This is a genomic window from Cellulomonas sp. JH27-2, from assembly GCF_014837175.1.
In the GTDB taxonomy this organism is placed as follows: Bacteria; Actinomycetota; Actinomycetes; order Actinomycetales; family Cellulomonadaceae; genus Cellulomonas.
Map to the genome: position 1 here is coordinate 1,025,091 of NZ_JACYFR010000001.1, position 21,802 is coordinate 1,046,892.

General features: G+C 72.0%; 22 protein-coding genes, 1 tRNA gene and 1 riboswitch. Of the genes, 11 read left to right on the top strand and 12 right to left on the bottom strand.

Features of this window, described 5'->3' with window-relative positions; translation table 11 throughout:
- Positions 1-117 precede the first annotated feature (117 nt).
- Positions 118-801, top strand: a complete 684-nt coding sequence (locus IC607_RS04835; protein ID WP_370526011.1) for a rhomboid family intramembrane serine protease — start codon at positions 118-120, stop codon at positions 799-801.
- Positions 802-926: 125 nt separating this feature from the next.
- Here the strand turns inward: IC607_RS04835 and IC607_RS04840 are convergent, their stop codons facing one another.
- Positions 927-1,175, bottom strand: a complete 249-nt coding sequence (locus tag IC607_RS04840; RefSeq protein WP_191785815.1) for a cell division protein CrgA — start codon at positions 1,173-1,175, stop codon at positions 927-929.
- A 160-nt stretch (positions 1,176-1,335) separates the two neighbouring features.
- Here IC607_RS04840 and IC607_RS04845 point away from each other — a divergent pair, with 160 nt between their 5' ends.
- Genes IC607_RS04845 through IC607_RS04860 form a run of 4 tightly spaced genes read left to right on the top strand, consistent with a single transcriptional unit; the run spans position 1,336 to position 3,858 of the window.
- Complete coding sequence (locus IC607_RS04845; protein ID WP_191785816.1) at positions 1,336-2,223, top strand: DUF881 domain-containing protein; 888 nt, start codon at positions 1,336-1,338, stop codon at positions 2,221-2,223.
- Entirely contained in the window at positions 2,220-3,077 is an 858-nt protein-coding gene (locus IC607_RS04850; RefSeq protein WP_370526012.1) for a class E sortase, read from the top strand. The genes IC607_RS04845 and IC607_RS04850 overlap by 4 nt, the downstream gene beginning before the upstream one ends.
- Positions 3,077-3,235 carry a hypothetical protein gene (locus tag IC607_RS04855; protein ID WP_191785817.1) on the top strand — a complete coding sequence of 53 codons (159 nt, stop codon included), beginning with the start codon at positions 3,077-3,079 and terminating at the stop codon, positions 3,233-3,235. Before IC607_RS04850 ends, IC607_RS04855 begins: the two co-directional genes overlap by 1 nt.
- The gene (locus IC607_RS04860; RefSeq protein ID WP_191785818.1) at positions 3,235-3,858 is read left to right on the top strand and encodes an aminodeoxychorismate/anthranilate synthase component II; all 624 of its coding nucleotides are present in this window, start codon (positions 3,235-3,237) and stop codon (positions 3,856-3,858) included. The genes IC607_RS04855 and IC607_RS04860 overlap by 1 nt, the downstream gene beginning before the upstream one ends.
- 53 nt (positions 3,859-3,911) lie before the next feature.
- Here the strand turns inward: IC607_RS04860 and pknB are convergent, their stop codons facing one another.
- Genes pknB through IC607_RS04895 form a run of 7 tightly spaced genes read right to left on the bottom strand, consistent with a single transcriptional unit; the run spans position 3,912 to position 12,622 of the window.
- Complete coding sequence (gene pknB, locus IC607_RS04865; RefSeq protein WP_191785819.1) at positions 3,912-5,918, bottom strand: Stk1 family PASTA domain-containing Ser/Thr kinase; 2,007 nt, start codon at positions 5,916-5,918, stop codon at positions 3,912-3,914.
- The gene (locus tag IC607_RS04870; RefSeq protein WP_191785820.1) at positions 5,918-7,195 is read right to left on the bottom strand and encodes a serine/threonine-protein kinase; all 1,278 of its coding nucleotides are present in this window, start codon (positions 7,193-7,195) and stop codon (positions 5,918-5,920) included. The genes pknB and IC607_RS04870 overlap by 1 nt, the downstream gene beginning before the upstream one ends.
- Positions 7,192-8,643, bottom strand: coding sequence for a penicillin-binding protein 2 (locus tag IC607_RS04875; protein ID WP_191785821.1), 1,452 nt, complete (start codon positions 8,641-8,643; stop codon positions 7,192-7,194). Before IC607_RS04875 ends, IC607_RS04870 begins: the two co-directional genes overlap by 4 nt.
- The gene (locus IC607_RS04880) at positions 8,640-10,082 is read right to left on the bottom strand and encodes an FtsW/RodA/SpoVE family cell cycle protein (protein ID WP_191785822.1); all 1,443 of its coding nucleotides are present in this window, start codon (positions 10,080-10,082) and stop codon (positions 8,640-8,642) included. The genes IC607_RS04875 and IC607_RS04880 overlap by 4 nt, the downstream gene beginning before the upstream one ends.
- A complete protein-coding gene (locus IC607_RS04885; protein WP_191785823.1) occupies positions 10,079-11,416 on the bottom strand; it encodes a Stp1/IreP family PP2C-type Ser/Thr phosphatase in 1,338 nt (445 codons plus the stop codon). The genes IC607_RS04880 and IC607_RS04885 overlap by 4 nt, the downstream gene beginning before the upstream one ends.
- Positions 11,413-11,901 carry an FHA domain-containing protein gene (locus IC607_RS04890; RefSeq protein WP_191785824.1) on the bottom strand — a complete coding sequence of 163 codons (489 nt, stop codon included), beginning with the start codon at positions 11,899-11,901 and terminating at the stop codon, positions 11,413-11,415. The genes IC607_RS04885 and IC607_RS04890 overlap by 4 nt, the downstream gene beginning before the upstream one ends.
- A 10-nt stretch (positions 11,902-11,911) precedes the next feature.
- Complete coding sequence (locus IC607_RS04895; RefSeq protein ID WP_191785825.1) at positions 11,912-12,622, bottom strand: FhaA domain-containing protein; 711 nt, start codon at positions 12,620-12,622, stop codon at positions 11,912-11,914.
- A 269-nt stretch (positions 12,623-12,891) separates the two neighbouring features.
- On the opposite strand from IC607_RS04895, the gene IC607_RS04900 reads away from it, so the two are divergent.
- Positions 12,892-12,974 (top strand) — tRNA-Leu (locus tag IC607_RS04900).
- Positions 12,975-13,049: 75 nt separating this feature from the next.
- Complete coding sequence (locus tag IC607_RS04905) at positions 13,050-16,121, top strand: hypothetical protein (protein WP_191785826.1); 3,072 nt, start codon at positions 13,050-13,052, stop codon at positions 16,119-16,121.
- 44 nt (positions 16,122-16,165) lie between these two features.
- Here IC607_RS04905 and IC607_RS04910 read toward each other — a convergent pair whose 3' ends face one another.
- On the bottom strand, positions 16,166-16,942 hold the full coding sequence (locus tag IC607_RS04910; protein ID WP_191785827.1) for a hypothetical protein: 777 nt from the start codon (positions 16,940-16,942) through the stop codon (positions 16,166-16,168).
- 85 nt (positions 16,943-17,027) lie between these two features.
- A riboswitch (SAM riboswitch) is annotated at positions 17,028-17,140 on the top strand.
- An 84-nt stretch (positions 17,141-17,224) separates the two neighbouring features.
- On the opposite strand from IC607_RS04910, the gene IC607_RS04915 reads away from it, so the two are divergent.
- Positions 17,225-17,749: an N-acetyltransferase gene (locus tag IC607_RS04915; RefSeq protein ID WP_304516301.1), complete on the top strand. Its 525-nt coding sequence runs from the start codon at positions 17,225-17,227 to the stop codon at positions 17,747-17,749.
- Between the two features lie 47 nt (positions 17,750-17,796).
- Positions 17,797-18,432 carry a hypothetical protein gene (locus tag IC607_RS04920; protein ID WP_191785828.1) on the top strand — a complete coding sequence of 212 codons (636 nt, stop codon included), beginning with the start codon at positions 17,797-17,799 and terminating at the stop codon, positions 18,430-18,432.
- Positions 18,433-18,442: 10 nt separating this feature from the next.
- On the opposite strand, the gene IC607_RS04925 is transcribed toward IC607_RS04920, so the two are convergent.
- Positions 18,443-19,006, bottom strand: a complete 564-nt coding sequence (locus IC607_RS04925) for a hypothetical protein (RefSeq protein ID WP_191785829.1) — start codon at positions 19,004-19,006, stop codon at positions 18,443-18,445.
- A 193-nt stretch (positions 19,007-19,199) separates the two neighbouring features.
- Between IC607_RS04925 and IC607_RS04930 the strand changes: the two genes are divergently transcribed.
- Positions 19,200-19,373: a hypothetical protein gene (locus tag IC607_RS04930; RefSeq protein WP_191785830.1), complete on the top strand. Its 174-nt coding sequence runs from the start codon at positions 19,200-19,202 to the stop codon at positions 19,371-19,373.
- A gap of 18 nt (positions 19,374-19,391) precedes the next feature.
- Here the strand turns inward: IC607_RS04930 and IC607_RS04935 are convergent, their stop codons facing one another.
- Complete coding sequence (locus IC607_RS04935; RefSeq protein WP_191785831.1) at positions 19,392-19,763, bottom strand: glyoxalase superfamily protein; 372 nt, start codon at positions 19,761-19,763, stop codon at positions 19,392-19,394.
- Between the two features lie 140 nt (positions 19,764-19,903).
- Here IC607_RS04935 and IC607_RS04940 point away from each other — a divergent pair, with 140 nt between their 5' ends.
- Positions 19,904-20,083: an antitoxin gene (locus tag IC607_RS04940; protein ID WP_191785832.1), complete on the top strand. Its 180-nt coding sequence runs from the start codon at positions 19,904-19,906 to the stop codon at positions 20,081-20,083.
- 63 nt (positions 20,084-20,146) lie between these two features.
- Here IC607_RS04940 and IC607_RS04945 read toward each other — a convergent pair whose 3' ends face one another.
- Positions 20,147-21,595 (bottom strand): MFS transporter, encoded by a 1,449-nt coding sequence (locus tag IC607_RS04945; RefSeq protein ID WP_191785833.1) that lies wholly within the window; start codon positions 21,593-21,595, stop codon positions 20,147-20,149.
- Between the last annotated feature and the right edge of the window lie 207 nt (positions 21,596-21,802).

A 21,802-nucleotide genomic window follows, 5' to 3' on the forward strand; every position in this document is an offset into this window, starting at 1 on the left:
GACCGGGTGTCGTACGTGCGCTGCCAACGGTGCGGCCGGCCTGTTTGCGCGGACTGCCAGCGGCAGGCGGCGGTCGGGGTCCAGTGCGTCGACTGCGTCGCTGAGGCCGCCGCGGCCGTGCCTGCTCGGCGCACGATCCTCGGCGGGCAGGTCCGCCAGGGCCGACCCGTGGTGACGCTGACGTTCATCGGGCTGTGCGTGGCGAGCTACGTGCTCCAGCAGGTCGACGACCCCGGCTGGATCAACCGGTTCGCGTTCAACCCGGTCGTGGCCTCGGCCGAGCCGTGGCGGTTCGTCACCGCGGCCTTCCTGCACGGCTCGGTCATGCACCTGGCGCTCAACATGATCGCCCTGTGGTTCGTCGGCCCGTTCCTGGAGCAAGGGCTCGGGCGGGTCCGGTTCGCCACGTTGTACCTGCTCAGCGCCGTGGCCGGGCAGGTCGGGGTCGTCCTGCTGGCGGGTCCCACCGACACGTGGACGACGTGGGTCGTGGGTGCGTCCGGGGCCGTGTTCGGGCTCTTCGGTGCCATCTTCTTCGTCATGCGCCGCGTCGGCGGCAACGTGAGCGGCATCGTCGGCGTCATCGTGCTGAACGTGGTGCTGGGCTTCGTGGTCTCCGGCATCGCGTGGCAGGCGCACATCGGCGGGCTCGTCGCCGGTGCTGTGCTAGGCGCCGCGTACTCGCTCGCGCCGCGCGCCTATCAGCGGACGGTCGCCGTCGCCGTGCCCGTCGCGCTGCTCGTCCTCATGTACGTGCTGGTGAACGCCGCGTACGCGAACGTGCACCTCTCGTTCCTCTGAGACGACCGTTCCAGACCCCCGACGGACATCAACAGCGTTACTCACACCTGTGGAATTACACCGGTGTAGTTATCCACAGTGTGCGTAAGTCCTGTTGACGGACCGGGCGAAGCTGTGGGGAAGCGTCAGCGCCAGCGGGTCGTCATGATGAAGCCCGCGACGATCAGCACGCCGCCGATGGCGAGGTTCCAGCTGTCGATCCCCGGGATCGGGTACTGCGACTGCGACAGGTACGTGACGACGATCCACGCGAGGCCGACGAGCATCAGACCGAGCATCACGGGGACGAACCACGGCGGGTTGACCTTGGGGCCCGACGACTTCACGGGGGGCGGGGTGTACTCGGCCTTCTTGCGCGACTTCGACTCGGGCACGTCCGGTGGCTCCTGTCCGACGACGGCCGCGCGCGAGAGGCGGAGGCCGGGTGACGTTCGTGTGGTGATACGAGCGGGGTCGGTCCGAGCGCATCATCACGCGCGAACCATGGCCTAGCGTAGTGGCCGAGCACAACCACCCCGACCCGGGAGCCCTCCGTTGACCGATCACCCGCACCGGGCGCGCCGCCGCGTGGCGCGCGGCACCGTGTCGGTGGCGGTCGTGCTGGCGCTGTCCGGGGCGCTGTTCGCGGCCAACGCCAAGTTCGCGCAGGCGTCCGGCGAGCGCCGCCCGCAGGACATCCACGACCTGGCGCAGGCGGAGCTCAAGCGCGTCGACACGTTGACGACCGAGGTCGACGACCTGCACGACGAGGTGAACGGCCTGGCCGACGCGGCCAGCACCGCCGGCGGCGACGACGTCACGCCACCCGACACGGCGTACCAGGTCGAGGCAGGGACCGTCGCGGTCACGGGCCCGGGGCTGACGGTCGAGCTGGACGACGCCCCGGCGGACTCGCCGCGCCGCGCCGACGTGGCTGCGGACGTGCTCGTCGTGCACCAGCAGGACTTGCAGGCCGTCATGAACGCGCTGTGGGCCGGCGGCGCCGAAGCCATGTCGCTCATGGACCAGCGCGTGATCGCGACGAGCGCCTTCCGGTGCGTCGGGAACGTGCTTCGGCTGCAGGGTCAGGTGTACTCGCCGCCCTACCGGGTGCGCGCGATCGGCGACCCCACGGCCCTGAGGGCGGCGCTGGACACCTCCTCCGCCGTCTCGGCGTACCGGCGTGACGCGGTCGACGTCGGGCTCGGCTGGTCGGTGGCCTCCGGGAAGCTGGACCTGCCCGCCTACGCGGGGGCCACGGAGCTCTCGTCGGCCACCGTGCCCGACGGCACACCCGTGCTCCCCGGGCTGCCCGACGCTGGCGAGCCGTCGCCCGCGCTCGACGCGCCGGCGCTCGACGTCCCTGCCGCGCCCAGCCCCACACCCAGCGCGAGCGAGCACAAGAAGAAGGCGAAGCCCTCCCCCAGCGCGAGCGCCTCGTGAGCGCCCGCCGCGGGCACCGGCCCCGCCCGCAGTCGCGCGCGTCGCGGATCGCCTACGGGGTCGTGGGCGTGGTCGGCGAGCTCCTCATCACGGTCGGTGTCCTGCTGTTCGGCTTCCTCGTCTGGCAGCTCTGGTGGACGGACGTGCAGGGCAACCGAGCCCAGGCGGAGATCGTGCGCGAGGTGGTACGCGCGACGCCGCCGGCGCCGACCCCGCAGCCCAGCGGACCGCCCGCCGTCGTCATCGCGAAGCCCCGCCACGACGAGCCGCCCGTGATGAAGGAGCCCGCGCACGCGGTCACGTTCGCCACGATGCAGGTGCCGCGCTGGGACGGTGAGCCCGAGCGACCCATCAGCCAGGGCACGGACCGCCCGACGGTGCTCGACCCCAAGGGAGTGGGCCACTACGAGGGCACCGCGATGCCCGGCGGGGTGGGCAACTTCGCCGTCGCGGGCCACCGCACCACGTACGCCAAGCCGTTCAACCGGATCGCCGAGCTGAAGAAGGGCGACGCCGTCGTCGTGCGCACCAACACGATGGACGGCGGGGACGGCACCGACACCTGGTACGTCTACAAGGTCGTCTCGACGCAGATCGTGGCGCCCACCGACGTCGCCGTGATCGCTCCGGTGCCCAACGAGCCGGGCGCCACGCCCACCGAGCGCATGATGACGATGACGACGTGCCACCCCATGTTCTCCGCGCGGGAGCGGTACATCGTGCACCTCGTCCTGGACTACTGGGCGCCCGTGAGCAGCGGGACGCCGGCCGAGCTGGTGAAGGGTGCGAAGGTGCCCAGCGCTGCGCCCACGGGTACGCCCACGAGTACGCCGACGAGCACGAAGGGGTCATGATGTACGGATGGTTGTGGCGGCACCTGCCCGGGCCGACCGTCGTGCGGATCCTGATCGCCGCGCTGCTCGTCGCCGGCGTGGTCGCCGCGTGCTTCGCCTGGCTCTACCCGGCCATCGCGCCGTACATGCCCTTCAACGACACCACGGTGGGTGAGTGATGACCCGGATCCTCGTGATCGACAACTACGACTCGTTCGTCTACACGATCGTCGGCTACCTGCAGCAACTGGGTGCCGAGACCGTCGTGGTGCGCAACGACGCCGTGCCGCCGCTCGCGGAGCGCGCCCAGTACGACGGCATTCTGGTCTCCCCCGGTCCCGGGACGCCGGCCGAGGCGGGCGCCAGCATGGACGTCATCCGCGACTGCGCCGCCACCGGCACGCCGATGCTGGGCGTCTGCCTGGGCCACCAGGCGCTCGGTGAGGTGTTCGGCGGCACCGTCACGCACGCGCCCGAGCTCATGCACGGCAAGACGAGCGAGGTCGCGCACGACGGTGGGAGCGTCCTGGCCGGCCTCCCGTCGCCGTTCACCGCCACGCGCTACCACTCGCTGGCCGTCGTGAACGGGACCGTGTCCGACGAGCTCGAGGTCACCGCCACGACGCACGGCATCATCATGGGCCTGCAGCACCGCACGCTGCCGCTGCACGGTGTGCAGTTCCACCCCGAGTCCGTGCTGACCGAGGGCGGCCACCGCCTGCTCGCCAACTGGCTCGAGCTGTGCGGGTCCACCGACGCCGTCGAGCGTTCCGAGGGGCTGCATCCGCTCGTACGGGCCTGACCGTACCGACGACGAAGGGGGCCGGCTGAGCCGGCCCCCTTCGTCATGTCCATCTACCCCGCCGGTGGTGGCTGCGTGGCCGCCGGGTCCGTCGCGGTGTCCGTCGGGGCGGGCTGGTTCTGCGGGCCCTTCGAGACGTGGATCGTGATGATGGCGTCGGGCTCGACCTGGTCGCCGCCCGCCGGTTCGGTGAAGATGACCGAGCCCTCGGGCTTGTCGTCGGAGAAGTCGTCGACCCGTACCGGCGTCCCCGTGATCCCGGCGTCCTTGATCGCCTTCACGGCGTCGTCGTACGACATGTCCGTGACGTTGGGAACCACCGCGTTGGTCGGCGCGATCGCCACCTTGAGCGTGATCAGGGTGCCCTGCTTGAGCAGGCCGTCACGGTCCTGGTCGATGACGGTGCCGGGCTTCTCGTCGCTGGTCTCCACCTGATCGGTGTTGACCTGCATGCTCAGGTCGTTGAGCTTCTTCTTGGCTTCCTTCTCGTCCTTGCCCGTGAAGTTGGGGACGTCCACGTTGCCGGTCGAGACCGAGAGCTTGACCGGGCTGTCCTTGGCAACGGACGCGTCAGCCGCGGGATCCTGCTTGGTGACCTCGCCCTTGGGGTAGTCGGGGTTGTCGTCGTCCTCGCGGGTCGGGTCGACGGTCAGGCCTGCGGCCGTGAGTGTCGCGGTCGCGTCAGCGGCGGACTGGCCGACGACGTTCGGGACCGTGACGGAGTCCGCGCCGCTGGAGACGACCACCGTGACCGTGCTGCCCTCGTCGATCTCGGTGCCCGCCGCGGGGTCCGTGCTGATGACGTTGTTCTCCTCGACGGTGTCGTCGGCCTTCGTCTCGACCTTCGGCACGAACCCGTCCTGCGTGAGGGCGTTGAGCGCGTCCTCCTGGCTCTGGCCGACGACGTCGGTGACGGGCACCTGCGTCGGGCCGTCGTCCCCCTTGCCGAGCAGCAGCCACAGGATGCCGGCGACGGCGAGGACGGCGATCCCCACCAGCAGCCAGATCAGCCACGGCTTGCCGTTGTCCTCCTCGTCCTCGAGAGTCGCGACCTCGGCGAGCCCGGTGGTGCCCCACGGGGACGTCGCGGGCGGGATCGCTTGCGTCGCCGTGACGGGGACCGGCGCGGCCATGACCTGCGTGGCCTCGGCGGCGGCGACCGCCGGCACGATGGCGCCGACGGCGGGCGCGGCGACCGCGCTGCCGCGGAGCACGGCCTCCAGGTCGGAGCGGAACTCGGCGGCGGTGGAGTAGCGCGAGTCGCGCTCCTTGGCCAGCGCCTTGAGCGTGATGCGGTCCAGGCTGTCCGGGACGTCGGACGCGAGCGAGCTGGGCACCGGCGCGGCCTCGCGGACGTGCTGGTAGGCGACGGAGACCGGCGAGTCGCCCGTGAACGGCGGGCGGCCCGTGAGCAGCTCGAACAGCAGGCAGCCGGCCGAGTACAGGTCGGAGCGGGCGTCGACCGTCTCACCGCGGGCCTGCTCGGGCGACAGGTACTGCGCGGTGCCGATGACGGCCTGCGTCTGCGTCATGGTCGCGGCGCTGTCCGCCACCGCGCGGGCGATGCCGAAGTCCATCACCTTGACCGCGCCCGTGGGCGTCAGCATGACGTTGGCGGGCTTGATGTCGCGGTGCACGATGCCCGCGTGGTGCGAGTACTCGAGCGCCGAGAGCACGCCGGCGGTGATCTCGACGGCCTCCTCGATCGGCACGGCGGCGCCGTCACGCAGGATGTCGCGGACCGTGTGGCCCTCGACGTACTCCATGACGATGAACGGCACGTGCCCGACGACGCCCGTCGGCTCGGTGATCACGTCCTCGCCCGTGTCGTACACGGCGACGATGGCGGGGTGGTTGAGCGACGCGGCGGCCTGCGCCTCGCGCCGGAACCGGTTCTGGAACGAGGGGTCGCGTGCGAGATCGGAGCGCAGGATCTTGATCGCGACCGTGCGTCCGAGCCGCGTGTCGTGGCCGATGTGCACCTCGGCCATGCCACCACGGCCGATGAGCTCACCGACCTCGTACCGTCCGGCGAGGATCCGGGATCCGTCGTCCACCACTAGGCGTCCTTCACTTCCGTCGCAAGGGCTGTTGCGTCACTCGAACCCGGGTTGGCACCGGACGCACTGTCATGAGGGTACTGATCCCCGTCGTCCGGTGCGACGACCTGGGCCTGGACCACCAGGATCGATGCCGGACCTTCACCGGAAGCACCCGTGAGCTTGCCCGCGAACGCGGCCCCGAGCAGGCCGATCAGCAGCAGGACCAGGGCGATCAGGGGCCAGCCGAAGCGCCGGCTGCCCACCTGCACGCCGGTCTCGCCGCGTTCCGTGCGGTGCACGGCATGGGCGCCGTGCCCGGAGGTGCGGGTGCCTGAGGTGCTGCGGGAGGCGGGGCGCGCGTCGCCGGGAGGGCGCGACGCCGGGGCGAAGGACGGCGGCGCCGCGGTCACCGGCTGCACCATCGGGTCCGGAGCGCGCTCCGGCCGGCTGACGAGCACCGGGACACCGCTGGGCGGGGTGCGCGGTACCAGCCGGTCGAACGTGTCCGCGAGCTCCGCGCCCGACTGCGGTCGTGCTGCCGGGTCCTTGGACAGCAGCTGCAGGACCACGTCCGCCAGCGCGCGGTCGACGGTCGCGGGCAGCGGCGGGACGTGGTTGTTGACGTGGGCGACGGCGATGTCGACGGCCGTCGGCCCCGTGAAGGGCCGGTGCCCGACGAGCGCCTCGTACGCGATGATCCCCAGCGAGTAGAGGTCAGACAGCGGCGTCGCCGCCCGGCCCACGGCCTGCTCGGGCGAGAGGTACTGGGCGGTGCCCATCACCATGCCGGTCGCGGTCATGACCATCTGGTTCTGCGCCAGCGAGACCCCGAAGTCGGTGATCTTCACGCGGCCGCCGCGGCCCAGCAGGATGTTGCCGGGCTTGACGTCGCGGTGCACCACGCCCGCCTCGTGCGCCGAGTGCAGTCCGCGGGCGGACTGGGCCAGGATCGGCAGCAGCCGGGCCGCGGGCAGGACCGGCTCGCGCTCGAGCAGGTCGGCCAGCGGCTCCCCCACCACCAGCTCGATCACCAAGTAGCTCGAGCCGTCCTGCTCGCCGTAGTCGAAGAGCTGGGCGATGTTGGGGTGCGACAGGGCCGCGGAGTTGCGCGCCTCCGTGCGGAACCGGTCGAGGAAGCCCTTGTCCCCCGCGAACTCGGCCTTGAGCACCTTGACGGCGACCGAGCGGGCCAGCGACTCGTCGTACGCCTCCCATACCTCGCCCATGCCGCCGACGGCGATCTGCCGCACCAGCCGGTAGCGGTCGCCGAGTGCGATCCCGATGGCCGTCCTCACGAGTTCAGCACCGCCTGGATGACGGCCTTCGCGATGGGCGCCGCGACCTTGCCGCCCGTCGCCTCGCTGCCGGCGCTGCCGCCGTGCTCGACGATCACCGCGACGGCCACCTGCGGGTCGTCGGCCGGTGCGAACGCCGTGAACCACGCGTGCGGAGCCTTGCCCTCGGCGTTCTGCGCGGTGCCGGTCTTGCCCGCCACCTGCACACCGCTGATCTGGGCCGCCGTGCCGGAACCGCTCTCGACGACGCCCAGCATCATGTCCTTCAGGGTCGCCGCGGTGCTCGGCGAGACCGCCGTGGACAGCAGGCTCGGCTCGGTCTGGGAGACGACGCTCAGGTCGGCGGCGCGGATGCGGTCGACGAGGTGCGGGGCCATGAGCTTGCCGTCGTTGGCGATGGCGGCCGAGACCATGGCCATCTGCAGCGGCGTCGCGGCGACGTCGTACTGGCCGATGGCCGCCTGGGCGGTCTGAGGCGCGTTCGCCTCCGCCGGGAAACGGCTGGTCGCGGTGCCCGTCGGGATGAACAGGTCGGTCTGGTCGAAGCCGAACTTGTCAGCCTGCGTGCGCAGCGCGTCGTCGCCCAGGTCCATGCCGAGCTGCGCGAACGCGGTGTTGCAGGAGACGCGCAGCGCGTCCTTGAGCGTGATCGGGTTCGCGCCGCAGCCCTCGCCGCCGAAGTTGCCGATGCTGGCCGTGGTCTGCGGCAGGTCCAGGCGGTTGGGTGCCGGGAGCTTCGAGTCCTCGGTGTACTTGCCGCTCTCGAGCGCCGCCGCGGCCGTGACCAGCTTGAACGTCGACCCCGGGGGGTAGACCTCGCGCGTGGCGTTGTTGAGCAGCGGGTTGCCCTCGGCGTCGAGCAGGTCGGAGTACGCCTTGCTGGCCTTCTTGCTGCTGTGCGCCGCAAGGTCGTTGGGGTCGTAGCCGGGCGTCGAGACCATGGCCAGGATGCGGCCGGTGGACGGCTCGATCGCGACGACCGCCCCCTTCTGGTTGCCCAACCCGTCGAACGCGGCCTTCTGCGCCGCCGGGTTGATGGACGTCTCGACCGCCGCGCCCTCGGGCTTCTTCCCGGTGATCAGGTCGCGGACGCGGCTGAAGAAGAGCTGGTCGCTGCGGCCCGTGAGCTGGTCGTTCTCCGCGTACTCGAGGCCGGCGCTGCCGTTGGAGATCGAGTAGAAGCCGGTCACCGCCGAGTACAGCTCGCCGTCGGTGTACTTGCGCTGGTACCCGAAGGCGTCGTCGGACTTCACCGACTCGGCCACGGCCTTCCCGTCCACGACGATGGGCCCGCGGGCGTCACCGAACTCGCGGTACAGCGAGCGGACGTTGCGCTGGTCGGCGTTGAGGGTCTTGGCGTCGAAGAACTGCACGTACGTGGCGCCGCCCATGAGGACCAGGAACATGACGATCACCACGGTGGCCAAGCGGCGCAGGGGCGTGTTCATCGCACCGTCCCGATGCGCTCGGTGACGTTGTCGTCGCCTGTCGGGCGGGGTGCGTCGACCACGGGGATCCCGCCCGTCGGCGTCAGCGCGGACACCGCGGGCGCCGGGCGGCGCGCGTCGTTCGAGATGCGCAGCAGCAGCGCGACGATGACCCAGTTGGCCAGCAGCGACGAGCCCCCGTAGGCGAGGAACGGCGTCGTCAGGCCCGTCAGCGGGATGATCCGCGTGACACCGCCGACCACGACGAACGTCTGGAACGCGACGACGAACGCGAGGCCGCCGGCCAGCAGCTTGCCGAACCCGTCACGCACGCCGATGGCCGTGCGCAGGCCGCGCTCGGCCAGCACCAGGCCGATCATGAGCAGCGCCATCAGGCCCGTCAGGCCCAGCTCCTCGGCCAGCGACGTGATGATGAAGTCCGACTCGGCGTAGGGGACGATGTCCGGCCGCCCCTGGCCCAGCCCCGTGCCGAACAGGCCGCCGGCGGACATGCCGAACAGGCCCTGCACCAGCTGGCCGGAGCCGCCGTAGGCCTTGTTGTACAGCTCCGGGTCGAACGCGTTGAGCCACGCGTCGAAGCGCGCTCCCACGTGCGAGAACGCCTTGGCTGCGACGAGGGCGCCGCCGACGAACAGGGCAAGGCCGATGACCACCCAGCTCAGCCGCTCGGTGGCCAGGTACAGCATCGCGACGAACATGCCGAACAGCAGCAGCGAGGTGCCGAGGTCGTGCTCGAGCACCAGGACCGCGAGCGACGCGGCCCACACGATGATGATCGGGCCCAGGTCGCGGGCGCGCGGCAGCTGCAGGCCCAGGACCTTGCTGCCGGCCAGGGCGAGGGTGTCCCGGTTGGTGACCAGGTACCCGGCGAAGAAGATGGCCAGCGCGATCTTGGCGAACTCCGCGGGCTGCATGCCCACCGAGCCGATGCGGACCCAGATGCGGGCCCCGTTGATCTCCTGGCCGAGCCCGGGGACCAGCGGAAGGGCGACCAGCACCAGACCGACGACCATCGCGGTGTACGTGTAGCGGCGCAGCGTGCGGTGGTCGCGCAGCAGGATGAGCACGGCGGCGGCCAGCACCACCGAGATGGCGGTCCACATGAGCTGGCGGCTCGCGAAGCCGTGGTCGTGGTTCGGGCGTGCCTCGTACGCCAGGTCGAGCCGGTAGATCATGGCGAGGCCGACGCCGTTCAGCGCCACGACCAGCGGCAGGATCACCGGGTCCGCGTACGGCGCGCGCCAGCGCAGCACCAGGTGCAGCAGCAGCGCGAGACCCGTCAGGCCGGCGCCGTACCCGAGCACGTCGGTCGGGACCTTGTCCTCGACGCCCAGGCCGACGAGCGCGTACGCGCCGATGCCGATCGTGAGCGCGATGACCAGCAGGCCGAGCTCCGTGCCGCGGCCGGTCCGAATGCGGTGCGCGTCCACCGTGCTCACGGCGTGACCGTGGCCTGCGAGGTCGGCGGCGTCGTGGCCGGGTCCGTGGTGAGCGGCGTCGACTGCGCGGTCGACGGCGCGGGTGTGGGCTCGAGGGTCGGCTCGGGCGTCGGCGTCGGCTGGACCGCGTCCTGCTCGAGCAGCAGCACCTGGGCGCGGGCGGCGGCCAACGAGTCGGCGTGGATCGTCTCGTCGACGCGTGCGCGCAGGTAGGCGGACTGCAGGTCGTCGGCCGCGATGTCCGTCGTCTCGACGACCGACGACAACGAGACGGGTCCCAGCGACTGCGGGACGCCCTGGAAGATCGCGACCTGGCCGTCGGCGACGCCCACGTAGTACTGCGTCTGCGTCCAGGCCCAGCCGCCCACCCCGACGGCCACGAGCAGGACGACCGCCGCCGCGAGCACCAGAAGGCCGCGCCGTCGACGCGGCTGCTCCTCGGGGTCGTCGTCGTCGTCCTCGTCGTCCTCCGCGGGTGCGGGCTTGGTCAGGTTCGCGGCCCGCGCGGCGGGGCCGTCGGCCGCCGACGTCGGGGCGTCGAAGGTCGCGGCCGCGGAGCCGACCACCGTGGCGGTCGTCGTCGGGCCCTCGCCGTCCGCGACGTCGTCGAGCTCGACGACGTCCGCGAGGACGACCGTCACGTTGTCGCCACCGCCCGCCCGCAGCGCGAGCTGGACGAGCCGGTCCGCGCACTGGTCGACGTCGGCGATCGACGCGACGGTCTCGGCGATGGTCTCGGCGCTGACGAACCCGGACAGGCCGTCGGAGCACAGCAGCCACCGGTCCCCCGGTCGGGCCTCGCGCACCGACATGTCCGGGGTGACCTCGGCGTCGAAGTCCCCGAGCACGCGCATGACGACCGACCGCTGCGGGTGGTGCTCCGCCTCCTCCGGCGTGATCCGGCCGATGTCGACCAGGTGCTGCACGAACGTGTGGTCGGTGGTGACCTGCGTCAGGACCCCGTCGCGCAGCAGGTAGCCGCGGCTGTCGCCCAGGTGGACCATCGCCAGCTTGTTGCCCGCCCGCAGGATCGCGATGACCGTGGTGCCCATGCCGGCGAGCTCGGGCTCGGCCTCGGAGCGGGCGATGATCTCGTCGCGCGCGGACTCCAGCGCCGCCTCGAGCTCGTCGAGCGCGTCGTCGGACCCGTGGGACTCCCCGTCCAGGGGCGCGAACGCGGCGATCGCGACGCTCGAGGCGACGTCGCCGCCGGCATGCCCGCCCATGCCGTCCGCGACCATCAGCAGGTGCGGCCCGGCGTACCCGGAGTCCTGGTTGTTGCTGCGGACCAGGCCCACGTCGGAGCGCGCGGCGTAGCGCAGGGCGATGGTCATCGCTGCAGCTCGATCACGCTCTGGCCCACACGCACGGGGGTGCCCGTGGACAGCTCGACCGGGGACTCGACCTTGCGGTCACCGATGAACGTGCCGTTCGTCGACCCCAGGTCCTCGACGAACCACGCGCCGGCCTGCGGGAAGATCCGGGCGTGGCGCGACGACGAGTAGTCGTCGTCCAGCACCAGCGTGCAGCTCGGGGCCCGGCCGATCAGCACGGACGACGAGCCCAGCGGGACGATCGTGCCCGTCAGCGGGCCCTCGGTGACGACCAGGCGCAGGCTCGGCGTCCGCGCGGGCTTCGTCGTCGGCGGGACCTCCGCCCCGGCGGCGACGGCCGCGGCCGCCTGCTTGCGTGCGGCGCGTCGCGGTGCGATGCGCGTCCCGTACAGGTCGCGGCGCAGCACGGCGATGGCGGTGAGGACGAAGATCCAGAGCAGCGCCAGGTAGCCCAGCCGCAGCAGGGTGATCGTCAGTTCGCTCATCGAATCTGCGTCACTCGTCCGGGTCCGGATCGGCGCCCGTCCAGAACAGGATGCGCGTGCGTCCGATCGTGAGGGTGTTGCCGTCCAGCAAGGTGGCCGCGGGGACCTGGTGGCCCTCGACGAACAGGCCGTTGGTCGAGCCCAGGTCGCTGGCGACGACCCCCTCCGGCGTCACGCGGATCTCCAGGTGCTTGCGGCTCACACCCGGGTCGTCGACGATGATGTCCGCCTCGGACCCGCGGCCGATGACCGTGACCGGGCCGGTCAGCAGGTACCGCTGGCCGTCGATGTCCACCAGGGGGTGCCGCGCGCTGGGCGTGCTGGCCGCCGTCGCCGGGGCCACCGCACCGCGCACCGTCGCGCTGTGGACCTTGAACCGGCCGGCCTCGCCCTCGGTGTCCTCCGTGAAGCTGACGGTCACCGGCCCGACGAACGCGTACCGCTGGCTCGCGGCGTGGTCGGTGACGTTCGCGGCGAACTCGTCCGCCAGCGCCTCCGCTCCCCACGCCTCCACCTGGTCGTAGTCGGCAGTCGAGAGCTCGATCGTGAACTCATTGGGCACCACGGTTCGGTCACGGCCCACGACCGCCGCCCGCTCGTCGACCTCACGCCGCAGCGCGCTCGCCATCTCGACGGGCTTGAGCTCGCCCCGGAAGGCCTTGGCGAAGGCGTTGTTGACCACCCGCTCCACGCCGTTCTCGAACTTGTCGAGGATGCCCACGCCCACCTCCTTCTCTCGTCCGTCGCACTGCTCGTCGGGCGCCCGGAACTGAGGACGCGAGGACCTCGCCGCGGCGCGCGCCGGTGGCGATCTGCCTCGATGGTATCTATCGCAGCCGTGTCTGCGTCCGTACCCGCCGGTCGACGTCCCCGGATCTGACCGCTGCGCACCCGCTTCCTCCCCCATCCTGGCTCGCATCCGGGCCCTCCGGACCGCCGCCGGAGGGCGTGTCCTGGGCGACGTCCGGATCGTGCTAATGTTCTCGGCGCGCGCGAGTGGCGGAACGGCAGACGCGCTGGCTTCAGGTGCCAGTGTCCGAAAGGGCGTGCGGGTTCAAATCCCGCCTCGCGCACAACGAACAGGCCGGACCTTCAGGGGTCCGGCCTGTTCTGCGTCGAGGGGTCGGTGCTCGTGCGAGACTTCGCGCGTGCCGCGCCGGACCGATGCCGCTTCGCCCCGCACCGTGACGACGGTCGCCGTCGTCGCGGTGCTCCTCGCACTCGGGGCGCTCGTGTCGTGGCAGGTGGGCGGGCTGCTGGGCCTGAGCCACACCGCCGCCGACGTGCCGACAGAGGCTTCGTCGGCCGCGCCCGCTCACGCCGACGCCCCAGCTCCCGACGTCCGCACCGTGATCACCCCCGACGAGCTGGACCTTCAGCTGGCGGCGCGGTCCGTCGCCGCGGCGTACGGCGCTCGGGGCCTGGCGCAGCCCGAGGTGTCGACGCAGGACACGACGCGCGGGCCGTGCTGTGCGATCGTCGCCGACGTGGACCCGGGCAGCGGCCTGACGGGGGAGCAGTTCACGCTGACCGCGGGCTCCGGCGTGACGATCACCGCCGGGACGGCCGCCGGCGCGCGGGCGGGGCTGTACACCGTCGCGGACCGGATCCGGTCGGCAACGGCCGTCGTGCCCGCGGCGCAGGACGGGAGGGCGCAGGGCCCGCGCCTGGGGTTGCGACTCACCGACGTCGGGGCCGTCGGGCTCGACGACGACGAGGCCGCGTTCGCCTCCGGCGACAACTACTCGCTCAACTCCGACGTGGTCGGATCGGCGCTGCTGCCGAGCGCGCCCTGGGTCGACGACGCGGCCGTCGCGACCATCGCCACGCAGTTCCACGAGCTCGTCGACCACGCGATGCAGCAGGGGTACAACGGCGTCGTCGTGCAGGGCTTCCTGGAGTACCTGACGTTCGACGACCTGGGCGTCTACCCAGAGGGCGACCCCCACGTGGCCCGCGCTCAGGCCATGGTGAAGGCGTTCGGGCCGGTCTGGCAGTACGCGCACGACATGGGCATGAAGGTCTACTTCATGACCGACATGCTGGCGGTCGACCCGCCGCTGAAGGACTACCTGGAGCGGACCGTCGGGAGCCTCGACACCACGTCGCCGCAGCTCTGGTCGGTCTACCAGGACGGCCTGCGCGAGCTGTTCCGGTCCATGCCGTTCGTCGACGGGCTGATGATCCGGATCGGCGAGGGCGGCTCTGCGTACAAGCTCGCAGGCTGGGACTACGGCTCCGAGGTCGCGGTCACGACGCCCGCGGCCGTCCAGGCGATGCTGCGCGCATTCCTCGCGACGGCGGGGGAGGCGGACAAGGACGTCATCTTCCGCACGTGGACCGTGGGGCTCGGAGCCGTCGGCGACCTGCACACCAACCCGGCGTCGTACGACGAGGTCCTGGGAGACGTCGACGATCCGCACCTGATCGTGTCCACGAAGTACTCCGCTGGCGACTTCTACAGCTACCTGGCGCTCAACCCGACCCTCGAGGTGGGGGACCAGCGGCGCATCGTCGAGCTGCAGGCCCGACGCGAGTTCGAGGGCCAGGGCGCGCTGCCCGACGATCTCGGCGTGCTCGACCAGACGGCGCTGCAGCACTTCCTCGCGGCGAACCCGCACGTCGAGGGCATATGGAACTGGTCGCAGACCGGCGGCCCGCTCGACGCCGGGCCTCGGGACCTGTACCTGCGCGACGGGTTCTGGCAGCTGTGGGACCTCAACTCCTACCTGGCGGCGCGCGTCGCGGCAGATCCCGCGCTCGACGTGGCGGCGGCCCGCGCGGACTGGGTCCGGCAGACGTTTTCGTCGGACCCCACGACCGTCGCGGCGATCACCAAGGCGTACGCACTGTCGCGCTCCGCGATCACCGACGGCCTGTACATCGGCCCGTACGCCGAGCAGTCGGTCAAGGCGCTCGGGCTCGAGCCCCCGCCGATGATGTGGATCTTCGAGTGGGACATCGTCTCCGGGGACACCGCAACGTTCGACACCATCTACGCCCTCGCCAAGGATCACCTCGACGAGGCGATCGAGCAGGGCCACCGCGCCGCGCGCACGGCGGCCCAGATGCGCGACCTCGTGGCCGGGACTGATGCAGCCACGTGGACCGATGCGGCCCAGAGAACCGCGTTCCTCGACGCGCTCGACTACGAGGCGGACCTGTTCACCACGCTCGACGCCTACCGTGAGACGATCCTGCGGCACGCGCAGTGGCTGGACACCGGGTCGGGTGCGGCGCGGACGGCGGCGCAGGCGGCCGAGCGGCGGTTCGCGTCCGCTCGCGCCACGCACGAGGAGCGGTACGGCGACGACCTGCAGCTGCCGGCGTACAACTTCACGGCCGCGGAGCTGGGGCTGGAGCGGTCGGGTCGGGACGCCGCGATGGCGTGGGCGGCGCGAGGGCTGCTGGTGCTCGTCGTCGGTGCCCTCGCCCTCGGTGCGTGGTCCCGACGACGGCCCCGCTTCGCCGGTCACCGCGGGTTCCACCTGCTCTGGACGGGGGCGACCCGCCCGTGGCGGCTCGACACGGCGCTCGCGGGGCGCCTCGATCGAGTGGTTCTGGTAGCCGTCCCAGCAGTTGTACTTCTACTCTCCCGATGCATGTACACATGGTTCGCGGCGCCCGTGCACCTCCTCCTGACGCTCGGCGCATGGGTGCTCTTCGCCCTCGTCGCGGTGTGGTGCGCGCCGAGCGCGAGACGGTCGAGCGTGCTGGCGGCCGTCGGGGGAGTGGCGCTGGTGCGCAGCGCGCTGCTGCTGGCCGTCCTGTCCTGGCGCGGGCCCGGCCGGTACTGGTTCGGGTTCTGGACCCTGCCCGGCCAGCGTGCCGCCTACGTGACCGTCGCGTTCGCGGCATTCTGCTGGCTCTTCGTCGCGGTGTTCGGCGCCCTGCGCGCCGCGGCCACCCGTCGCCGCGCGGCTGGCCTCGTCACGCTCGCGGCCGGCGCGGTGCTGCTCGTCGGCGGTGTGATCGTCGCCCTCGTCGGCCTCGAGGACGTCCTGACCGCCTGGAACGACCAGCTCGCGCTGCTCCCCTGGGGCCTGCACCGCATCCTCGGGTTCTGCGTCTACCTGGGCATCCCGACGAGCCTGCCGACGGACGTCGCGATCCTCGGCGCGGTCGCCTGCGCGGTGGGCCTGGCGCTGGTGCGCGTGCGCCGGTCCGCGAGTGCCGCCGGATCGACGCACGCGGCGGATCGGACGGCAGTGCTCAGGTAGCCGACGCCGGCCGCGCCGCCCACCGCCGCGGGTCGAGCGGGGCCTCAGGTCCAGGGAGTGAGGTCGAGCACTCGCTTGGCGAGCATCACTCGGTCGGAATCGGCCGCGCCGAACCGGCCGGACTCGAGCGCGCGACGAATGGCGTCCGCCAGCCGGTGCGTCTCCTCGGACCCAGGGTCCTGGACCGCGATGACCCGCGCGACGGCGAGCCCGTGGTACTGCTCGAACGCGGACGCCGGGGTCTCGACCGCCTCCATGGCGACCCGATGGCTCGCCGCCGCAGGACGGCCCGTCATCATCGCGAGGGCCATCGCTCGGTCGGCTTCGCCACCACGGTCGAACACCTGCTCGAGCGCGGAGCGCGACGGCGGTACCGCCTGGGCCGCTCGCGACCAGTCGCGCATCTGCCTCTCGAGCTCCGCCGTACGCCGCCAACCGGGCGGTGCCTGACGCGTCAAGGAGAACCGTTCCGCTCGCTCCGCGTTTCCGCTGATCAACGCGAGGGCGTCACCACGCAGCTGCGCGGCGAGCTCCGGGTCGCCGGCGCGCTCGGCGATCTCGGCCTCGCCCAGCTTCTTCGTCGCCTCGAGCTGGACCTTCACCCCACCCGCCTCGAGCGCGGTGATCCGGTCGGCGAGCACCGCGACGAGGAGCAGGACGGAGCCGGCGGCCGTCACCGCTGCCGCGCCCACGCCGTTCTCCGAGACGAACACCGCCACGGTTCCCACGACGAGGAGTGCGCTGCCACCCAGCGCGCACGCCCACCGGACCGAGCCCGAGAGTGGCGAACCCCACGTCTCGGCGACCTCCGATCTGCCCACGGGTCTCCCATCTCGACGCCTGCCGTCGGAGTGTGACGTCGCTGTTGCCCATGTCACGCGAGCCCCAGCAACCAGCATCGTGGCTGATCACGAAGCGCGTCGACAAGCCCCCCGGCCCGACGCCTGGCAACCGCGCTGACCGCGCGGTGCCCCCGGAGGAAGTTCCGCCGTGCCCGGCCGGGCGCGGAAGAAGGTCGAGCCCTCTGAGGCCGTCATGTCCGTCCCGGCGACACCCGATGGCTGTCCTGCGACCTCGCGCTGACCGACTGAGACGATGGCGCCATGGACGACCACGACGCCATGGAAGAGCTGAGGGTGGAGGCCGCGGCGGCGGAGGACGTGGAGGCGTTGTTCGCGCTGCGGCGTTCGCTCGAGGACTGGATGGTGAAGCGAGGTCTGGTGCAGTGGCCGGTCGGGTCGCTGCCGCGGGAGCGGGTCGCCGAGCAGGTGGCGAGCGGGCAGGTGCGTGTGGTGCGGGACGACGACGGCATCGTCGCGAGCCTGCGCCTCATGTGGAGCGACCCGGACTTCTGGGGCGACGACGCCACGCCCGCGGTCTACGTGCACGGGCTCATGGTCGACCGGCGCGCGACGGGATCGGGCCTCGGGCGCCGGCTGCTGGACTGGGCGCGCGAGCAGGGGAAGGCCGCCGGGGTGGGCCTGCAGCGGCTCGACTGCCGGACCACCAACCCCTCGCTGCGGGCGTACTACGAGTCGCTGGGGTTCGTCGCGGTGGGCCGCCAGGTGTTCCCGACGTTCGAGGTCACGCTGCTCGAGCGGCCGGTGACCCCACCGCGGCGCACCTGATGCCCTCCTGATCTGCGGGGTCAGGCGCACGGCGGCATGATCGGCCCATGGGCGACGACGCGACCGCGAAGACCGTCGACTGGCGCGAGATCGTCGTCGTTGTGCTGCTCTCGGTGACCACGATCATGACCGCGTGGGTCGGGTTCCAGTCCAGCAAGTGGGGCGGTGCAATGTCGATCTCGTTCAGCCAGGCGTCGAGCGCCCGGATCGAGGCCAACCGCTACGAGAGCGTGGTCAACCGCAAGACCTCCCTGCAGGCGAATCTCTTCGCCCAGTGGGCGGCCGCCTACGCGGACAAGAACACCGAGCTCGCCGACTTCCTGGCTGATCGGTTCCCCGAGCCGCTCAAGACGGCGTTCCCGGTCTGGATGGCGTCGAAGCCGCTGCAGAACCCGGACGCGGCGCCGACGCCGTTCGACCTGCCCGAGTACGCGATCCCCGAGGCGGCTCTCGCGACGGTGGCCGACCACCGCGCGGACGCCAAGTACGCCGAGGCGCTACGGAACAACCAGCGCGGCGACAACTACACCGTCCTGACGATCGTGTTCGCGTCCGTGCTGTTCTTCGCGGCCATGTCGGGGCGCATGAAGTCACCGCACGGCCGCGACGTGCTGCTGGGCCTCGGGATCGTGCTGTTCCTCGTGGCTGCGTCGCTGCTCGTCTTCTACCCGAAGCTGGTGTGACCCGACCCGCTCACGCGACCGAGGACGTACGGGCCCGGCGTACGCCTGCGAGGGCTGCGGCCAGGCCGATGCGGCCCGCCAGGCCGTCCACCTGCACGATCGCCGTCCGGCCGAGCGTCGCGGTGGCGTCGGCCAGGTCGGTGAAGAGCTGGGCGTCGTAGGGCTCGTCGATCTCCAGCAGCGTCGTCGGGCCGTCCTGCACGACATACGTGACCGTGCCGGCGAAGTCGTCGGCCGGGGCCACCTGCACGCGCAGCGGGCCGTGGTCCACGGCGCGGGCGAGCAGCCGCCCGCTCACGTGGGCGACCTCCAGCAGGTCCTGCACCATGCGCGCCTCCTGCGGGGTGAGGCCCTCGCTCGCGTCGACGGCGTCCAGGTCTGCGAGCACGACGCACGAGACGTCGGGATCGGCCGACGACGGGTGCCAGGCGGCATCCACCTCCAGCGCCAGGAACCCGCTGTGCACCGAGTGCGCAGCGCGGATCACCTCCACCCGGTCGCGCAGCGTGAGCCCCGAGAGCGGGTTGCGCCGGGTCGTCGAGACGGAACCGCAGGAGCAGGAGATCGTGACCATGCCCCCAGGGTGCTCCCGACCACTGACACGACCATCCACGGCACGCCGCGAGGCCAGGATCCAGGGTGATCATCGCCACCTGTGCCCGTTGTGCGGCTTTGGTCCCATGGTGTGCACGGGTGCGGCGCCTACGCTCGACGGTCTGCCTCGCCACGGACCCTTGCGGCGAGGTGGTCGGACGCGAAGGAGAAACATGACCGACCACATGATCAGCACGGTGCCCACCCAGCGCCACGACGCGCACGCCTTCACCGAGGCGAACGCCTTCCTCTCGGAGACCGACCACCTCCCGGCCGTCGACCGGACGGTCCCGGGCCAGCGGACGGTCAACGAGGTGCCGCACCAGCGCGAGCACGCCCGCGACTGATCGGCCTTGCGGACGGCCTCAGCCTCGCTGCGGCAGCTCCTGCACCGCCCACGCGTTCCCGTCGGGGTCCGAGAAGTACGTGAAGCGACCCCAGGCGAGCTGCTCGACGGGCGGCGCGTCGACGCCGTTCCCCGTGAGGAACGCGTGCGTCGCTTCCGCGTCGTCGACCACTACCTGCAGGCCCTTGACGCTCCCGGGCGTCGCGTCGGTGAGCCCCTCGCCGATCGCGATCGAGCATGCCGAGCCGGGTGGCGTGAGCTGGACGAAGCGGAGCGTGTCGGAGACGCGCTGGTCGTGGTCCACGACGAACCCGCACTGGTCCGCGTAGAACGCCTTGGCCCGGTCCACGTCGGTCACGGGCAGGATGATGAGCTCGATCCGGAGGTCCATCGGACGTGCCTCTCGTCGGGGATGTTCCCTGCCATCTTCACCCCCACCACCGACACGACCGTTGCAGTAGCGCGACAGAACGCCACGGCTCATGCTGGGAGAGCCGGCGACGGCGCCGGCCCGACGAAGGGGAGCGGATCGTGGGACTCGACGACCTGGTGAACAAGGCGAAGGGCGCGCTGGGCGGCCACGAGGAGCAGGCCAAGGACGCGCTCGACAAGGCGGGCGAGGCCGTGAAGGCCAAGACCAGCGACAGCCAGGACGGGCAGGTCGACGACGTCATCGACAAGGCCAAGGACTACCTGGACGGGCAGAAGTAGAGCAGGCGAGCGCCCGCGCCACCGACCGCTGACGGCCGGGGACGCGGGCGTGCTGCGTGCGGGTCAGGACCGCGCGGCGGAACGTGCGGTCAGCACGAGGGCGACGACGACGCCCACGGCACCGGCGGCTGCCGCGACCCAGAACGACTGGGAGAAGCCGGCGACGGGGTCGCCTGACGTGGCGCCCGATGCGATGAGCGCGGTGACGACGGGTGCGGCTGCCGCAGAGCCGACCGTGCGGACCACGCTGTTGAGGCCCGTCGCGGCGCCCATCTCCGCGGCTGGCGACCAGGCGGCGACGAGCTGCGCGCAGATCGCGTAGCCGATGCCGTTGCCGAGCCCCAGCACGGCGAACCACACGACGACGGTCCAGGTGGTGCCGGGCCAGAGGGCGAGCCCGGCGGCGCCGACGGCCATGACGGCGGCCGAGGTCACGGCGGCGACGCCCGAGCTGGTGCGGGCGACGAGGGCGGGCGTCACGCGGCCCCCGAGGAACACCAGGACGGCGCTCGGCAGCAGGGCGAGTGCGGAACCGGTGATGCTCATGCCGTGCCCGTACCCGGTGGCCTCGGGCGACTGCAGCAGGACGGGCAGCGCGACGTAGCAGACGTAGGGCACGAAGCCGACGGCGATGGTCAGCAGGCTGATCAGGACGAGCGGGCCGTGCCGGAAGGTGCGCACGTCGACGACGGGGAAGTCGCGGCGCAGCTCGACGACCACGAGCAGCGCGAGCAGCACGAGGCCGCCGATCCCGACGGCCAAGGTCTGCGGCGAGCCCCAGCCCCACGAGCGGCCCTGGGAGACGGCCAGCAGCACGCCGACGAGGCCGGCGGCGAGGAGCGCGATGCCGGGCCAGTCGGTGGGACGGGCGACGGCCGGGGCGGTGCCGCGGGGAACCCAGGCGGCGACCATCGCGCCCGCGACCACGACGAACGCCGCGCCCAGCACGAAGATCCAGCGCCACGACAGGTCCTCGACGACGATGCCGCCCACGACGAGCGCAGCCCCGGCGCCCAGGCCGATCATGCCGGCGATCCAGCCGAACGCGGTCGCGATGCGGTCGGCCGGCAACGACTGGCGGGCCAGCGCGAGCGCGAGCGGGAAGGTCGCCGTGCTGGCGCCCATGAGCACGCGGGCGCCGAGCAGGACACCGATGGACGGTGCGAGCGCGGCGAGGACCGTCGCGAGCGCGAACACCGCGAGGGTGGCCAGCAGGACGCGGCGGTGGCCGAGCCGGTCGCCGACGTTCCCGATCACGGGGGCCAGGACGGCGCCGGCGAGCAGGAACGCCGTCAGGATCCAGCCGGTCGCCTGCGCGCCGGCACCGAGGTCGGCGCCGATCGTCGGCAGCGCGGGGACGACGAGCGTCTGGGCGAGCGAGAACGCGAGGACGGTGATGCTCAGCGCGAGCGTGACGCGCGTGGGGTGGGCGACAGGCCGCGCGGGCGAGGTCGGCGCCGGTGGCGTGACGTGGGTGAGGCGGCCGTCGTCGACGGCGGTGGGGGCGGACACGTGCGCTCGCTCTCTCAGAGGACTCAATCGGAACGGAATCTCGGTTCCGCTTCAATGTAGCACCGTCTGACCGGATACCGTGACCTCAGTGTCAGGGTGACGGTGCCGCTTAGCGGTGGTTGGGTCCTGTCACCGGGGCGTCTGACTCCTAGCGTGACTGCCTTCGTGGCTTGCATGCGAATTGCCGGCGCCCCGGTGGGAGGACCG

Bases quoted from the DNA above. Each gene is read 5' to 3' on its own strand.
- IC607_RS04855 (WP_191785817.1), top strand. From the start codon at position 3,077: ATGTACGGATGGTTGTGGCGGCACCTGCCCGGGCCGACCGTCGTGCGG.
- IC607_RS04915 (WP_304516301.1), top strand. From the start codon at position 17,225: ATGGACGACCACGACGCCATGGAAGAGCTGAGGGTGGAGGCCGCGGCG.
- IC607_RS04890 (WP_191785824.1), bottom strand. From the start codon at position 11,901: ATGAGCGAACTGACGATCACCCTGCTGCGGCTGGGCTACCTGGCGCTG.
- IC607_RS04935 (WP_191785831.1), bottom strand. From the start codon at position 19,763: ATGGACCTCCGGATCGAGCTCATCATCCTGCCCGTGACCGACGTGGAC.
- IC607_RS04920 (WP_191785828.1), top strand. From the start codon at position 17,797: ATGGGCGACGACGCGACCGCGAAGACCGTCGACTGGCGCGAGATCGTC.
- IC607_RS04860 (WP_191785818.1), top strand. From the start codon at position 3,235: ATGACCCGGATCCTCGTGATCGACAACTACGACTCGTTCGTCTACACG.
- IC607_RS04875 (WP_191785821.1), bottom strand. From the start codon at position 8,643: ATGAACACGCCCCTGCGCCGCTTGGCCACCGTGGTGATCGTCATGTTC.
- IC607_RS04925 (WP_191785829.1), bottom strand. From the start codon at position 19,006: ATGGTCACGATCTCCTGCTCCTGCGGTTCCGTCTCGACGACCCGGCGC.
- IC607_RS04930 (WP_191785830.1), top strand. From the start codon at position 19,200: ATGACCGACCACATGATCAGCACGGTGCCCACCCAGCGCCACGACGCG.
- IC607_RS04885 (WP_191785823.1), bottom strand. From the start codon at position 11,416: ATGACCATCGCCCTGCGCTACGCCGCGCGCTCCGACGTGGGCCTGGTC.